Raw genomic sequence first — 15,655 nt, 5'->3', positions numbered from 1 at the left:
GATGCTCCTGCTTGGATCTGGCAGCCTAGGATAGAACTATTGTCGTTATATTGCGGCGATCTTGACGCCGAGTGCAGCCAGCAGGCCACCAAAAATCCGGTCGATCACATGTTTCAGATTGATATACCCGCGCCGCGTTTTCTCAAAGGAGAAGATACGGGCCACGAGGGTGTTCCAGGTGACTTCGCCCAGGAAAATGCACATTAGCAGCGCTGCCAGCGCCATTGCGCTGCTGCCTTCAGGCACCGTGCCGACGAAAACCGCACCGAAGAAAGCGGCGGGTTTTGGATTTGCCAGCTGCGTGACAATGCCAAGACGAAAGGCCGCAAAAGCCGTTTGCGGCAATTGGTTGTTGCCGTCTTCGGACATCGGCTCGCTGGCATGACGCCACATGTGCCAGGCCATGTAGATCAGGAACAGGGCGCCACCCACCTTTAGCAGGGTCAATAGGAAGGGGGCGTAGTCAAAAAGAAGGTTCAGGCCAAATAACGCAGCTGATGCCCAGACTACGGCCCCAGTTCCGATGCCGATGGCAAGCGCCAGGCCACTGCGCCAGCCACGGGCCAGGCCGACTCGTGCGGCCATAAGGACAGCGGGTCCTGGGCTGATGGCTGCCATCAAGCAAAGCAGCACAGAGGCTATGAATGCGGCGAATGTCATGCGGGATCCTGTCGTTCAAGAGGCGCGCGTTGCCGCGCGCCTACTGGATCACAAAGCGTCCAGTCCGGTCGCGTCGTCTCAGACGGCTATTTGCGACCGGTTGCGGCATCAATGTCAGGGGCATCGACGGCTTTCATCCCGACGACATGATATCCGGCGTCGACATGCAGGTTCTCGCCAGTCACCCCGGACGAGAGATCGGACAACAGATAAAGGGCTGATTTGCCAACATCGTCGATGGTCACATTGCGGCGCAGGGGCGAGTTGAACTCGTTCCATTTCATGATGTAGCGGAAATCGCCAATACCAGATGCGGCCAGCGTCTTGATAGGACCGGCAGAGATCGCATTGACACGAATGCCGTCCTTACCCAGATCTTCAGCCAGGTATTTGACCGATGCTTCCAGCGCCGCCTTGGCCACACCCATGACATTATAATGTGGCATCACCTGTTCGGCGCCGTAGTAGGTCAGAGTCACGGCGCTGCCGCCTTCGGACATCATCTTTTCGGCGCGCTGCATCACCGAGGTGAAGGAGTAAACCGAGATATCCATTGTCATCTGGAAATTGCCGCGCGTGGTATCGACATAGCGACCGCGCAGTTCGTTCTTGTCGGAAAAGCCGATGGCGTGCACCAGAAAATCCAGCTTGCCCCATTTTTCTTCCAAAGCGGCAAAGAGCGCATCGACAGAGCCCTCATCGGCCACATCGCAGGGCAGGACGATATCGCTGCCCAATTGCGCCGCCAGCGGGTCGACGCGTTTCTTCAGGGCCTCGCCCTGGTAGGAAAACGCAAGCTCAGCGCCAGCGTCGGCGCAGGCTTTGGCAATGCCCCACGCGATGGATTTGTCATTGGCAAGGCCCATGATGAGGCCACGTTTGCCGGCCATCAGTTGACTAGACATGCAGGTTCTCCGCCTGTGATCTTCTATTTAGACGACGTTTAGTCTGTCCCGCGGGGCGCTTCAAGGGTGCTGTCTCTTGTCGTCGGTGGGTTGTCGACCTAGGGTACCATCAGCCAAGCGTAAAACGCCCAGCCAACTCAGATAAAAATAGACCAAGAGGTGCGCCATGTCCGATCGCAGCGGGATCTTTGCCGGAGACGATCCATTTGCCATCGCCCGCAGCTGGCTGAACGAGGCTGTAGAGAGCGAGATCAATGATCCCAACGCTATTGCGCTGTCAACGGTGGATGCCGATGGCCTGCCCAATTGCCGGATGGTCCTGCTGAAGGAGATCGAGGCGGCCGCTTTTGTGTTTTATACCAACTACGAAAGCGCCAAAGCGCAGGAACTGGACAGCACGGGCAAGGCCGCCTTTGTCATGCATTGGAAATCGCTGCGTCGTCAGGTGCGCGCCCGTGGGATCATCACCCGTGAGAACGGCCCGCAAGCGGATGAATACTATAAGTCCAGGTCTCTCAAGAGCCGGCTGGGGGCCTGGGCCTCGGCGCAGTCACGCCCATTGTCCAGCCGCGGCGCCCTGATGGCCGAGGTGGCCAAGGTAACGGCGACCAAGGGCTCAAACCCAGATCGTCCGCCATTTTGGGGCGGATTTCGCCTGGCACCGGTGGAAATCGAGTTCTGGGCCGATGGGGCATTTCGGCTGCATGATCGCTTTGTGTGGCGGCGTGAAACCCTCGAAGCGCTTTGGACGGTTGATCGTTTGTGCCCCTAGGTCACTTTCGTGAAATAGCAGAATTGTGATATTGGCGTCTGTTTTTGGGTTGAACTCGGATCCGAGAATAGAGCATCACCTAAAGACTAAAACTGAAGAATACGGTGGACTACGGCAGTGGCAGAAGACTTGAGCAGTTTGCATCAGATACGCGGGCTGGTGAAATGGTTCGACCCGACCAAAGGATTCGGCTTTGTCGTTTCTGACGATGGCGGGCCGGATATCTTGCTGCACGTAAATGTGTTGCGTAACTTCGGACAAAGCTCCGTCGCGGATGGGGCAGAGGTAGAGCTGGTGACCCACCAGACCGACCGTGGTGTGCAGGCGGTTGAGGTGCTTTCCATTACACCGCCCGTACGCGACGACAGCCCTGTTCTCAGCGATTTTGCCGAACTGGATTCCGATGCGCTTTATTCCGAACCCTTGGTGCCTGCGCGCGTCAAATGGTTCGACAAAGGTAAAGGGTTTGGGTTTGCCAATGTATTTGGCCGGGATGAGGACGTTTTCTTGCATGTTGAAGTGCTGCGGCAATCGGGGCTGTCGGAACTGCAACCGGGCGAGGCGCTGGGAATGCGAGTGATTGATGGCAAGCGCGGCCGCATGGCGGTTGAGGTGCTGGCCTGGGAAGCAGCCCTTCTGGAACAGCGGGACTAAGTTACATGATGCGCAGCCTCTGGACCCGATTGTCATACAGTTTGACGACAGGAGCCAGAGCCGCCGCGCTTTGTATGATATCTGGTGCGGCGATTGTCGCAGCGGATGCGGGGCGGGCCGATACTGCCTGCCACCGTGATCAAGTAAGCCTGCGTGGCCCCTGGGGGCAGGCGCAGTTTGCCGTTGAAATCGCAGATACCGTCGAAGAACGCGCGCAGGGGCTGATGCACCGTCCCTATATGGCACGCGGCCATGGTATGTTGTTCGTCTATGAGGCACCTCAACGCGCCAGCTTCTGGATGAAAAACACCTTAATTCCACTGGACATGTTGTTTGTCGATACCACTGGCACCGTTCGCCAGATTCACCACCGTGCGATTCCTGGCGACCTGACGCCGATTCCGGGGGGCGACAATGTGTTCGCAGTGCTGGAAATCAACGGTGGATTGGCCGCACTTTATGGGATTTCCGTCGGCAGTGAGCTGCGCCATGAAGTTTTTTCAGAAACAGGCGCAATTTGGCCCTGTTAGGGCTTTTCAAATCAGATTGGCAGCGCTAGGAAGGCGCACGGTCCGGGGCGTGGCGCAGTCTGGTAGCGCACCTGTTTTGGGTACAGGGGGTCGTGAGTTCGAATCTCGCCGCCCCGACCATTTCATCCTGATGGATGTTACGTAGACGCCGACATGTCCTCTCTTGAGGCTGTCGGCGTTTCGCGTTCCTAGGGGTATGTCAGCGACTGACATAGGCGGGTCTCAGCCCCGACACGCGTGGCTTAGAGATTCGGATTTGGTTTCCAAGGGGTGACCAAAACCAGGATTTACCCTGACACGTTAAGGGACCGTTAACCAGTTGCTGCGCTTTGGCGTCGATTTGATTTTGGGCTTCGTATCAGCATGGAGAAAATCTGCGGTCTTACGACACGGAAGCATGAGCGAGTATTGTGAATCCTCAACCCTCGGAAGGGTTGAGTAAATGCAAATGATCCAAATCCTGACGGCAGTACTTAGCGGGGAACAGGTGGTGCAAACCCCTCTTGTCATGGAGAATTCTCGCCTTCAATGCGGATGGGGTGCGCATAAATTTTCCGGCTGGTCTTTTTGATTGAATCGCTTGTTCCACGCCACCCTCATAGCATTAGGCTATCGTCAACGGAAAAGATGGTTATCAAAGTCTAAAAACGCTGTTGACCCAGTAGGCCCGAATACGTCAAATTGTGTACGTCGGTTGGCGCAACACAAGATATGGTGGCTTACCCCCCGCGCTCTACCAGGAAAAAGCAAAGCAAAAAATTGCTGGCAATCTTTGGAGCTTTGGCTCTGCTCGTATCTATTTTTGGATGCGCAGGATGGCTCTTTGCCGAGATCGACACCGAGGGCTGCGTCAGAAAAGGCGTGATTTGTGACAGTATGACTGCAAAAAAGAGGCAGATGGCATGAAGATTGAACGGAAATTCACAAAATCTGGCCAGGACGCATATGCCGATCTGGACTTTGTTCCGGCAACGTCGGAGATCCGCAATCCCGACGGCACCATTGTGTTCCGTCTGGAGGGCGTTGAAGTACCGTCAGGCTGGAGCCAGGTCGCAAGTGATGTCATCGCACAGAAATATTTCCGTAAAGCAGGGGTGCCTCAGAAGCTGAAAAAGCTTCGTGAAAAGGGTGTGCCTGAGTTCTTGTGGCGGTCAGTTCCGGCAGGGGATGATGTGGAGTTTGGCGGTGAAACGTCCTCCAAACAGGTGTTTGATCGTCTTGCCGGTGCCTGGTGCTACTGGGGCTGGAAAGGGGGCTATTTCTCCACCGAAGAGGATGCGCGCGCTTATTTTGACGAGATGCGCTTCATGCTGGCGACCCAGCGCGCCGCGCCCAACAGCCCGCAGTGGTTCAACACGGGGCTGCACTGGGCCTATGGCATCGACGGTCCGGCCCAGGGGCATCACTATGTCGACTATAAAACCGGCAAGCTGACGAAATCCGATAGCGCCTACGAACATCCGCAACCGCACGCCTGTTTTATCCAATCGGTCAGCGATGATCTGGTCAATGATGGCGGCATTATGGATCTGTGGGTTCGCGAGGCGCGCCTGTTCAAATATGGCTCCGGCACCGGTACCAACTTCAGCCATCTGCGCGGTGAGGGTGAATCCCTGTCTGGTGGCGGCAAATCCTCTGGCCTGATGGGGTTCCTCAAGATCGGCGACCGGGCTGCGGGTGCGATCAAATCCGGTGGCACGACCCGTCGCGCTGCCAAGATGGTGATTGTGGATGCGGATCATCCGGATATTGAGCAGTTCATCGAGTGGAAAGTGATCGAAGAGCAGAAGGTCGCTTCTATCGTTGCCGGCTCTAAGATGCATGAAAAAATGCTGAACGGGTTGTTTGAAGCGATCCGCAGCTGGGATGGGGCCGAGGCCGACGCGTATGATCCGGCGGTGAACGACGGTCTGAAGCAAGCGATCCGCGAGGCGAAAAAAGTTGCAATTCCAGAAACGTATGTGAAGCGCGTACTGGACTATGCCAAGCAGGGTCACACCTCGATCGAATTCCCGACCTATGACACAGATTGGGACAGCGACGCTTATAGCTCTGTCTCGGGTCAGAACTCCAACAACTCCATCCGGGTGACCAACGCATTCCTGTACGCGGTCAAGAAAGACGCCGACTGGCCATTGATCAACCGGGTTGATGGCAAGATTGCCAAAACCGTGAAGGCGCGGGATCTGTGGGAAAAGGTGGGCCATGCGGCCTGGGCCTGTGCCGATCCCGGCATCCAGTTCCACGACACTGTGAACGAATGGCATACCTGTCCGGCGGACGGCGATATTCGTGGCTCAAACCCCTGTTCGGAATATATGTTTCTGGACGACACCGCTTGCAACCTGGCGTCGCTGAACCTGCTGACCTTCCTTAAGGGGGGAGAGTTCCAGGCAGGGGATTATATGCATGCCTGCCGTCTGTGGACCGTGACACTGGAAATCTCGGTGATGATGGCACAGTTCCCGTCAAAGGAAATTGCGCAGCGGTCTTATGACTTCCGCACCTTGGGTCTTGGCTATGCCAATATCGGCGGCCTGTTGATGAACATGGGGTATGGCTATGACAGCGCCGAGGGCCGTGCGCTTTGCGGTGCGTTGACTGCGATTATGACAGGTGTGTCTTATGCGACCTCGGCTGAAATGGCCTCGGAGCTGGGCCCATTTGCACGTTACGCGGACAACGCCAGCCACATGCTGCGGGTGATCCGCAATCACCGGGCTGCGGCCCATGGCGCCATTGATGGCTACGAAGGACTGGCCGTAAAGCCTGTGCCGCTGGACAGCGCCAATTGCCCCGATCCGCGACTTGCGGAACTGGCGATGAGCAGCTGGGACGAGGCGCTGGAGCTGGGCGAACGTCATGGCTACCGCAATGCCCAGGCCACTGTCGTGGCGCCGACTGGCACCATTGGTCTGGTGATGGATTGCGACACCACCGGGATCGAACCTGATTTCGCACTGGTGAAGTTCAAAAAGCTGGCTGGTGGCGGCTATTTCAAGATCATCAATCGCTCGGTGCCTGCGGCGCTGGAAGGCTTGGGTTATAGTTCTGCCCAGATTGAGGAAATCGTTTCTTATGCTGTGGGTCACGGATCCATCGGCAATGCGCCGGCCATCAATCACACATCACTTGCAGGGCACGGGTTTGGCCCGAACGAGCTGGCCAAGGTGGACGGTGCGCTGGAATCGGCCTTTGACATCCGCTTTGTGTTCAACCAATGGACCTTGGGAGAGGATTTCTGCACCGGCGTGCTGGGCATCCCAACTCCCAAGCTGAATGACCCCACCTTCGACCTGCTGCGCCATCTCGGCTTTACCAAAACAGAGATCGAGGCGGCCAATGATCACGTCTGTGGGTCAATGACGCTGGAAGGTGCGCCGCATCTGAAGGAAGAGCATTACCACATTTTTGATTGCGCCAACCCGTGCGGGAAAAAAGGTAAGCGTTATCTGGGAGTTGATAGCCACATCCTGATGATGGCCGCCGCGCAGAGCTTTATCTCGGGTGCTATTTCCAAGACCATCAATATGCCGAACGACGCCACCATCGAGGATTGTCAGAAGGCTTATGAACTCAGCTGGTCCTTGGGCGTAAAGGCCAATGCGCTGTACCGCGATGGGTCCAAGCTGAGCCAGCCCTTGGCAGCTGCGCTGGTTGAGGATGATGATGAGGCCGCCGAGGTTCTGGAAAGCGGATCACAGCAGGAAAAAGCCGTGACTCTCGCCGAGAAAATTGTCGAAAAGGTCGTCATCAAGGAAATCATCAAATCGCATCGCACCAAGATGCCCCAGCGCCGCAAGGGGTATACCCAAAAGGCGGTTGTCGGCGGTCACAAGGTCTATCTGCGGACCGGTGAATATGAAGACGGCAATCTTGGCGAGATTTTCATCGACATGCACAAGGAAGGTGCTGGTTTCCGGGCGATGATGAACAACTTTGCCATCGCGGTGTCAGTTGGCCTGCAATATGGCGTACCACTGGAGGAATTCGTGGACGCTTTTACCTTCACCAAGTTTGAACCCGCCGGCATGGTACAGGGCAATGACAGCATCAAGAACGCGACTTCGATTCTGGATTACGTGTTCCGCGAACTGGCTGTCAGCTATCTGGATCGCACCGATCTGGCGCATGTCAAACCGGAGGGGGCCAGCTTTGACGATCTGGGCCGGGGTGAGGAAGAGGGCGTCTCTAACGTCTCCGAACTGAGCGAAACCGCCGCAACCCGTTCGCTGGAGGTGCTGAAACAGATCTCTTCGACCGGGTACCTGCGCAAACGTCTGCCACAGGAGCTGGTGGTTCTACAGGGCGGCCAGGCCGAGATGTTGGCGGGCGGCAGTGACCCGGTGTCGGCGCTGCAATCCCTGGTGCCTGAGACGTCTGCGGCTCCGGCTGTGGCTGGCGGTATGGATGCGCGCGCCAAGGCCAAGATGCAGGGCTACGAGGGAGAGGCCTGCGGCGATTGTGGCAATTATACGCTGGTGCGCAATGGCACCTGTATGAAGTGCAACACCTGCGGCGGCACCTCTGGCTGTAGCTAAGGCCCTGCTAGGTAAAGGAATATGACCGGCGTAACTGCAAGAGCACGCAGGTCAGGGACACGGGGTGGGTGCGCTCATCCCGACACGGATCGGGACACAGGCAAAGACCTCGGGCGGTAACAAGAACCACCTGATCCGTGCACCTAGAGGGGGAGGCCACAGCGCCTCCCTTTTTCTTTTTGACGGTAAGCCAGGCCTTGGTGATCCGCTTTGAGCCGCTAACAGACGTGTTGCTCCCGGTACCTGATCAGCGTAACGATTGCGTATGAGTGCATATGTGCAAGTTCAGGATCTGCCTCAGACACTGCGGAACCGCTATCTCCAATCCCTGTCAGAACCGCAGGAATGGTTTCTTGAAGAGATGGTAAGATCAGGTGAAGTCTGGGAATGTCCAGGCGAGGGATATGCCGTCTTTGGAGGCGGTGCTCTCGTAGAATTTTACACGATGGGCAGTGACGACGCGTGGCTTCGTCTATCCAACCTTATCCAGCAGCGACCTTTCAGGAAGGCTCTTTGCAAGTCATTTGATCATGTGCTGCTTGATGCCGCTAAGAAACTCGGTTGGACGTTGGTTGAAACCGGTTTCCTCTTTCGCAAGAGAAACCAAGTTTTTTTGGACAATTTTGATGACTTCCAATTGGTTAGGGCCCGGTCAACCGATCTACTCGAGGCTTGGGACATTGGGCGCGATTTCTATGACAGCATGGATGAAATCGAGCAGATCTTTCAATCCGGCGGGCTGTGGATCGGGTTCAGTGACGGGCAAATGGTCGGAAACGGCGTCATGATACCAGTTGATGGATCAGGTCATGTCGTTGATATCGGAGTTGTCACTCGACAAAGTCAGCGCAACAAGGGATTCGCCAGTTTAATTGTCGGAGAGCTAGCAGACTTGCTGGAAAGCGAGGGCAAGCGACCGATCTGTGGATGCGCAGAAACCAATCTTGCATCGAAAGCCGCGTTGGAGAAGGCAGGCTTCGTTACCGAGCACCGACTTGTTCAGATAACCACTCCGAATTGACCCTGGGTCCGCTCAGTGCGCTGAGTTGATCAAGGGATCGTTCAAACTTAGTCTTCTCGCGCAAATTCATAGTTTAACTACGCTTTAGAACCGTTGAGAATATAACGATAAAACCTGAGAGGACCGCTAGAATAACGAAGGCTGCAGGCAGAGACAGCACTTCGGCCGTAAAGCCAATCATGGGTGGGCCGATCAGGATGCCGCCGTAGCCAAATGTGGCGACACTGGCGATTGCGGTGCCGGCGGGCAGTTCTGGATCGTTTGCAGCGCGGCTAAAAGCCAGCGGCATGATCAGAGCATAACCAGTCCCCATCAAGGCAAAGCCAAGCAGCGCGGCCGCGTAGTTGCCAAACCCAACCGCGATCAATGCGCCCAAACACGCGCTGACCCCGGCAAATCGCGCCGCCGATACCGCCCCAATCCGTGCCACGATCAGGTCCCCAATCAGCCGGACGGCGACCATGGCGATGGAGAAAACAGCAAACCCAAGGGCTGCATGCGCTTCGCTTGCACCGGTGGTCAGCACCAAAAAGACCGCGCTCCAATCGGCCATGGCCCCTTCGCCGACCGCTCCGCAAAAGGCAACGAAGCCAACTGTCAGCAAGGCACCGCGCGGAAAAAGGCTGGCATTGGCGCTGTCCTTGCCAGGTGGAGGGTTCCCAACCCAAGGGATATTCGCAAGATAGAGCGTCAGCCCCGCTGCAACCGCGCCGGCCACCAAGAAATGCAACGGGATGTCCGCCCCGGCAGTGGCCGCGCCATATCCGGACAAAGCCCCAAGCCCGGCGCCAAAGCTGAACATGGCGTGAAAGGAGGACATCATCGGTCGTCCTGCGCGGGTTTCGACCTCTGTGGCCCATGTGTTCATTGCCACATCCATACTGCCGTGGGCGGCACCAAAGACGAACAAGGCCGCCGCCAGCGTGGCCAGATTGGGCGCGAGCGCCAGCAGGATCAACCCAAATACATAGGCCAGCGCAACACGGCGGGTGACAAAGGCGGCACCCAGACGATCTGCCGCGCGCCCAGCCAGTGGGAACGACAAAATTGCCCCGGCCGCCATTAACAACAGCAACAGCCCCAGACCGCCCGGTGTCAGCGCGTGGATTTCGCTCACAGCCGGTATCCGTGAGGCCCAGATACCGAAGAGTGCACCGTTTAACGCGAACATCGCTGACACCGCAGTTCGCGGCGTGCGAAACGGTCTGGCGGTGGGGGCGTGTTCTGGATTGATTGGGCGCACTTGGCTGATCTCACTTGCGTAGGGCAGTCGCGGCACGTTGGGGCAGATCGCTTGTGCGCGCAAGATCAAGTGAGGCTTATAGCCATCGCATTCTTGGCCGCATCCCGCTACTCGATCCGCCGCGAATCTATGGGAACTATGTGCGAGGGGCATGATGAAATGGCGCGATGAAGGTTGAAGTTGATCAACCGGGAGCGCCTGATTTCGCACCTCAATCATCTTATCATACTGAATATAAACAAATAATAATGTAGGACAATAAAGTTGATAATGTAGGACATTAATGGCATGATTTTTTAGACGCAGAATGTCGGGCAATTCGCCGGGCAGGATATGAGGCAAGCATGACGGCGAGTGACCCTAAACGAGCGATTGGCAGCATGACGGCGCTGCCCCCCCGCAGCAGCAGCCGCGACGTGTTGGAGGCTTTGACCCGCATGATCGAGGTCGAAGGGCTGACTGTCGGTGACAAGCTGCCGACCGAAATCGATATTGCGCGTCAACTGGGGGTGGGCAGAGCCAAAGTGCGCGAGGCGTTAACGGCCTGGCAGAACATGGGCGTTGTGACGCGCAACAAAAAGGCGGGCACGCGACTGGCAACCGAGGTGATGTCGAACGCCATTCATCTGCCGGTCACGGTCAAGCTGGAAGCGGAGAGTCTGCTGCGGACCCACGCGGTGCGGCGTCCGTTGGAACTGGAAACCGTGCGGCTGGCCACACGCAATGTCACGCCACAAGCCAGCCGCGTCATTTTGGGGCGGGTGAGCGAACTGATGGCGATTTTTGAAGCCGGGCAGGATTGGCGCGCTGCGGATTACCGCTTTCATGAAGCGCTGCAAGAGACTTGTGGCAATCCGTTGTTTGGCCAGCTGATCCAGCAGATCCAACACGCATTCAACGAAGTGTATGAAGCCCCCTTTGGGATGACGCAGCTCGGTGAAGGTTCAATCCCGCTGCACATGCCGTTGGCCGAGGCCGTGGTCGCCGGTAACGAGACAGAGGCGGTTCGGATTATGGCGGCAATTCTGGACCTGGTCGAGGATGAGATCCGCAAATCAATGAAAAGGATGATGGAGACGCGCAATGACTGAGGGTCTGGATCTGGCAACGCTGATGTCAGCGGTTCTGGGCAATGCAAACGGCGCGATCACGCCGCCAATCGTGCAAAGCTCGCTGTTCTCCTTTGACAGCTATGAGGCCTTTGAAGATCGCATGGCCGGACGCAGCAATACGGCGATCTATACCCGTGTTCAAAACCCGACCGTTGCCGCATTTGAGGGGTTGATGGCCGATGCAGAGCAGGGTGAGGCGGCGGTTGGCTTTGCCTCGGGGATGGCGGCGATTTCATCGACTTTGCTGGCCTTTGTGAAGCCGGGGCACCGAATTGCCTGCGTCGAACATGTCTACCCGGACAGTTATCGCTTTATGGAGCGGATCCTGCGCCCGTTTGGTGTCGAGGTCGACTATTTTTCCGCTGAGCAGTTTGAGAACGACCCCGATCTGTTGCAGGGCGTACAGCTTGCCTATCTTGAGAGCCCCAGCTCGATCCTGTTCAAACCCCTGAACCTGTCCAAGGTCACGGCACATGCCAAACGGCATGATGTGCTGACGATGATCGACAATTCATGGGCCAGCCCGGTGTTTCAAAAACCGCTGACGCAGGGTGTCGATATCGTTCTGCATTCAGCGTCGAAATATATTTCAGGCCACTCCGATACCGTCGCGGGTGTGGTGGTGGCCTCACAAAAACACATCGACCAGATCCGCGACCTGACGCTCTCGCTATTGGGGGGCAAACTGGCCCCGTTCGAAGCGTTCTTGCTGACCCGAGGGTTGCGGACACTATCGGTACGCATGCGCCAGCATGAGGCAACCGCTAATCTGTTCATTGATCGTCTGTCGGCGCTGCCGCAGGTGCGCAGGGTGCATTCACCGGGGCCAAATGACGTGCCCGGCCTGACCGGTCGGTCCGGTTTGCTGTCGATTGAGTTCGACGACAGCATCGACATTCCGACGTTTTCCAATGCGCTGAAGCATTTTCGACTGGGCGTCAGCTGGGGTGGTTTTGAAAGCCTGATCCTGCCCGCGCGTGTTGGGCTGGCGCAGATCGGGGAGGAAAACTCGATGCAACGTTTTGGTGTTTCGCCGAACCTCGTTCGGTTGAACCTCGGGCTGGAGGAGGCCGAGGACCTTTGGGCGGATTTCACATCTGCCCTCACGACGGGCGCTCGCTAAGCCAGCAGTGCTCAAAGTAAACATAAGGGAAGGGTAAAATGAAAAAATTTCTGACAGGGATTACGACGGCAGCCATGTTGATGGGCTCTGCCGCCTATGCCGAGACAACACTGAAACTGGTCGAGGTCATCACCAGTCCAGAACGCACCAAGGTGCTTCAAGGGATTGTAGATGGGTTTGAGGCCGCCAATCCCGATGTCTCTGTTGAAATCATCAGTCTGCCGTGGGGGCAGGCGTTTGAAAAGCTCGCCACCATGGTGGCCGGGGGGGACATTCCCGATGTGGTCGAAATGCCAGACACTTGGCAGGCGCTTTATGCGGGGTCTGGTCAGTTGGCCAGTCTGACGGATCACGTTGCAGGCTGGGAACATGGTGCGACCCTCACCGACAAGACGGTGGCGATGGGCAGTCAGTCTGGCGATCTCTATATGATCCCATACGGGTTCTATCTGCGGGCGATGTTCTACAACAAGAAACTGTTGGCCGAAGCCGGAGTCGAGCCGCCGGAAACAATGGCTGAGTTCATGGCGGCTTCGGCTGCGGTGTCGGAACTGGATGGCAAATCCGGTTACTGTCTGCGTGGCGGCCCCGGTGGCACCAATGGTTGGGTAATGATGGCCGCAGCCATGAATGGCACCAATGAATTCTTCACCGAAGATGGCAAAAGCCGCATGAATGAGCCCGGCTCGGTCGAAGGCATCCAGTTCCTGCTCGACATGTATCAAAAGGGCTATGCCCCCAAGGATTCAGTCAGCTGGGGCTTTAACGAGATCGTTGCAGGGTTCTATTCCGGCACTTGCGCCTTCCTTGATCAAGACCCGGATGCGTTGATCGCGATCTCTGAACGGATGCCAGCCGAGGATTTTGCCGTGATTCCGATGCCGGTCGGCCCCTCGGGTAAGGCCTTCCCGACAATTGGATTTGCTGGCTGGTCTATCTTTAACGCGACAGAACATGAAGAGGAGGCGTTCGATCTGGTGGCGGCGCTGTCTGCACCCGAGGCCAATGGCACCTGGGCCAAGCGCGTTGGCGTGATCCCGGTGCACAAAGGCGCGGATCAGGATCCCTATTTCCAGACCGAGCAGTACGCCGGCTGGTTCAAGGAACTGAACGGCGCGCAGTATGAGCCGACCAGCATGCCGACCTATCTGGAGAAATGGGGCTATTTCGGCAGCACCGTGGTTCTGGAAACCAGCCAGGAGGCCCTGTTGGGTCAGCGCAGTGCGCAGGATCTGGCAGACGAATGGGCAGATCTTTTGACCGCTGAATATGCCAAATGGCAGGCGAAGCAGTGATTGCGCGCGCCCAGAAAAACGTTGTGCCCGGGGGAACCGGGGCACGACGCTCGCTCTACTGGCAGTATATGGTTGAGCCTTTCCTATATCTGTCGCCGATGATCCTACTGATTTGCTCTGTTATGCTGATCCCATTGATTGTCGGGATTTCCTATTCCTTTCAGTCGATTGAACTTCTCAACCCCTTTGCAACTGGCTGGGTGGGATTTGACAACTATCAAAAGCTCTGGACGGACCGGAAATTCTGGATCGCCATGGAGAACACATTTTTCTGGACCTTCTGGTCGATCTGCTTTCAGTTTTTCCTTGGGCTGGGGTTGGCGATGCTGTTGAACACGCAGTTTTTTGGCAAGAAACTGTTTCAGGCCCTGGTGTTCCTTCCTTGGGCTGTGCCAACATTCCTGTCGGCGCTGACCTGGGCATGGCTGTTCAACCCGGTGATCGGGCCTATCCCGCATTGGCTGGCCGCTTTGGGGCTGCTGTCTGAGCCCTATAATATTCTCGGCGATCCCGATCTGGCCATCTGGGGCCCTATCACTGCCAATATCTGGTTTGGTGTGCCGTTCTTCGCGATCACTTTGCTGGCCGCACTGCAATCCATTCCGGGTGAGCTGTATGAGGCCGCAGAGATCGACGGTGCCAGCCCGTGGCAGAGTTTCACCAAGATCACGCTGCCGTTTCTGGCACCGATGATCGCCATCACCGTCATGCTGCGCACAATCTGGATCGCCAACTTTGCCGATTTGATCTTTGTGATGACGGGGGGCGGACCGGCCAATTCCACGCAGATCCTGTCGACCTATATTTTCACTACTGCGTTCCGCAAATTGGACTTTGGCTATGCCTCGACCGTCGCGGTGGCGCTGCTGATCATCCTGCTGGCCTATGCTGTTATCCTGCTGTGGATACGCAAGCGGCTGGTCAAGATCTGAGGAGACACCCATGGCAACCGCTGCACGTATTGCACAACGCCACCCGGCGATGACGCTTGGCAAATACGCCGCTCTTGCGTTCTATCTGGGCTTTGCATTGTTCCCGCTTTACTGGCTCGCCAAGATCGCCGTCACACCCGATACGCTGATCTATTCAGAGGGCACAAGAATGGTGCCCAGTGCGATCACCTTTGAGAACTTTGCCACGGTCCTGTTTGAGACGGATTTCCTGGCCTATTTCGGCAATTCACTAACGGTGTCGCTGGGCACAGCATTGTTTACCACGCTGATCGCCGCCGGGGCGGGCTATGCCTTTTCACGCTTTGTCTTTGCAGGCAAGCGGATCATCATCGCAGTGATGCTGATCACTCAGATGTTCCCACTGTTGATGATCATTGCACCGATCTACAAAATCGTTGCCGGCCTTGGCCTGCTGAATTCGCTCACGTCGCTGATTGTCGTCTACACCGCCTTCAATATCCCGTTTGCAACCTTCCTGATGCAGTCATTTTTTGATGGGATCCCCAAGGATCTGGAAGAGGCGGCAATGATGGATGGCTGTACGCGGTTCCAGGCGCTGCGCACCGTGGTGTTCCCGCTGACGCTGCCGGGACTGGGCGCGACGCTGGGCTTTGTTTTTACCGCCGCCTGGTCAGAGCTGCTGTTTGCCCTGATGCTGATTTCGAAGAATGACGCGATGACTTTCCCCGTGGGATTGCTGACCTTCGTGTCAAAATTCTCGGTGGACTGGGGACAGATGATGGCGGCCGGCGTGCTGGCGCTGGTGCCAAGCTGCCTGTTTTTCATCTTTATTCAACGTTACCTCGTGCAGGGCCTCACGTCCGGCGCGGTCAAAGGATAGGAGGC

The 15,655-nt window shown here is 56.7% G+C and carries 13 protein-coding genes and 1 tRNA gene; 11 read left to right on the top strand and 3 right to left on the bottom strand.

Going from position 1 to position 15,655, the window contains the following annotated elements; translation table 11 throughout:
* Positions 1-45: 45 nt before the first annotated feature.
* Positions 46-660 carry a LysE family translocator gene (locus PhaeoP97_RS08360; RefSeq protein ID WP_072504688.1) on the bottom strand — a complete coding sequence of 205 codons (615 nt, stop codon included), beginning with the start codon at positions 658-660 and terminating at the stop codon, positions 46-48.
* An 86-nt stretch (positions 661-746) separates the two neighbouring features.
* Positions 747-1,565 carry an enoyl-ACP reductase FabI gene (gene fabI, locus PhaeoP97_RS08355; RefSeq protein ID WP_072504687.1) on the bottom strand — a complete coding sequence of 273 codons (819 nt, stop codon included), beginning with the start codon at positions 1,563-1,565 and terminating at the stop codon, positions 747-749.
* 166 nt (positions 1,566-1,731) lie between these two features.
* On the opposite strand from fabI, the gene pdxH reads away from it, so the two are divergent.
* From pdxH to PhaeoP97_RS08320, 6 genes are all read left to right on the top strand, one after another.
* Positions 1,732-2,337: a pyridoxamine 5'-phosphate oxidase gene (gene pdxH, locus PhaeoP97_RS08350; protein ID WP_072504686.1), complete on the top strand. Its 606-nt coding sequence runs from the start codon at positions 1,732-1,734 to the stop codon at positions 2,335-2,337.
* Between the two features lie 117 nt (positions 2,338-2,454).
* A complete protein-coding gene (locus PhaeoP97_RS08345) occupies positions 2,455-2,991 on the top strand; it encodes a cold-shock protein (protein ID WP_072504685.1) in 537 nt (178 codons plus the stop codon).
* A gap of 8 nt (positions 2,992-2,999) precedes the next feature.
* Positions 3,000-3,521, top strand: coding sequence for a DUF192 domain-containing protein (locus tag PhaeoP97_RS08340; protein ID WP_072506371.1), 522 nt, complete (start codon positions 3,000-3,002; stop codon positions 3,519-3,521).
* Between the two features lie 43 nt (positions 3,522-3,564).
* Positions 3,565-3,641, top strand: a tRNA-Pro gene (locus tag PhaeoP97_RS08335).
* Between the two features lie 782 nt (positions 3,642-4,423).
* Positions 4,424-8,062: a vitamin B12-dependent ribonucleotide reductase gene (locus tag PhaeoP97_RS08325; RefSeq protein ID WP_072504683.1), complete on the top strand. Its 3,639-nt coding sequence runs from the start codon at positions 4,424-4,426 to the stop codon at positions 8,060-8,062.
* A 265-nt stretch (positions 8,063-8,327) separates the two neighbouring features.
* A complete protein-coding gene (locus PhaeoP97_RS08320) occupies positions 8,328-9,083 on the top strand; it encodes a GNAT family N-acetyltransferase (RefSeq protein WP_072504682.1) in 756 nt (251 codons plus the stop codon).
* Positions 9,084-9,156: 73 nt separating this feature from the next.
* Here the strand turns inward: PhaeoP97_RS08320 and PhaeoP97_RS08315 are convergent, their stop codons facing one another.
* Positions 9,157-10,254 carry an MFS transporter gene (locus PhaeoP97_RS08315; protein ID WP_072506370.1) on the bottom strand — a complete coding sequence of 366 codons (1,098 nt, stop codon included), beginning with the start codon at positions 10,252-10,254 and terminating at the stop codon, positions 9,157-9,159.
* A gap of 416 nt (positions 10,255-10,670) precedes the next feature.
* On the opposite strand from PhaeoP97_RS08315, the gene PhaeoP97_RS08310 reads away from it, so the two are divergent.
* From PhaeoP97_RS08310 to PhaeoP97_RS08290, 5 genes are read left to right on the top strand one after another with little or no spacing between them, the layout of a single operon-like run.
* Positions 10,671-11,417: a FadR/GntR family transcriptional regulator gene (locus tag PhaeoP97_RS08310; RefSeq protein ID WP_072504681.1), complete on the top strand. Its 747-nt coding sequence runs from the start codon at positions 10,671-10,673 to the stop codon at positions 11,415-11,417.
* On the top strand, positions 11,410-12,561 hold the full coding sequence (locus PhaeoP97_RS08305) for an aminotransferase class I/II-fold pyridoxal phosphate-dependent enzyme (RefSeq protein ID WP_072504680.1): 1,152 nt from the start codon (positions 11,410-11,412) through the stop codon (positions 12,559-12,561). The genes PhaeoP97_RS08310 and PhaeoP97_RS08305 overlap by 8 nt, the downstream gene beginning before the upstream one ends.
* 38 nt (positions 12,562-12,599) lie before the next feature.
* Positions 12,600-13,856 (top strand): ABC transporter substrate-binding protein, encoded by a 1,257-nt coding sequence (locus PhaeoP97_RS08300; RefSeq protein WP_072504679.1) that lies wholly within the window; start codon positions 12,600-12,602, stop codon positions 13,854-13,856.
* Positions 13,838-14,788: a carbohydrate ABC transporter permease gene (locus PhaeoP97_RS08295; protein ID WP_072504678.1), complete on the top strand. Its 951-nt coding sequence runs from the start codon at positions 13,838-13,840 to the stop codon at positions 14,786-14,788. Before PhaeoP97_RS08300 ends, PhaeoP97_RS08295 begins: the two co-directional genes overlap by 19 nt.
* Before the next feature lie 10 nt (positions 14,789-14,798).
* Positions 14,799-15,650, top strand: a complete 852-nt coding sequence (locus PhaeoP97_RS08290) for a carbohydrate ABC transporter permease (protein ID WP_072504677.1) — start codon at positions 14,799-14,801, stop codon at positions 15,648-15,650.
* Positions 15,651-15,655 lie beyond the last annotated feature (5 nt).

The sequence above is a fragment of the Phaeobacter porticola genome, from assembly GCF_001888185.1.
Taxonomy (GTDB): domain Bacteria; phylum Pseudomonadota; class Alphaproteobacteria; order Rhodobacterales; family Rhodobacteraceae; genus Phaeobacter; species Phaeobacter porticola.
The sequence above is the reverse complement of the archived record's forward strand: the minus strand, read 5'-3'. Positions and strand labels throughout refer to the sequence as shown.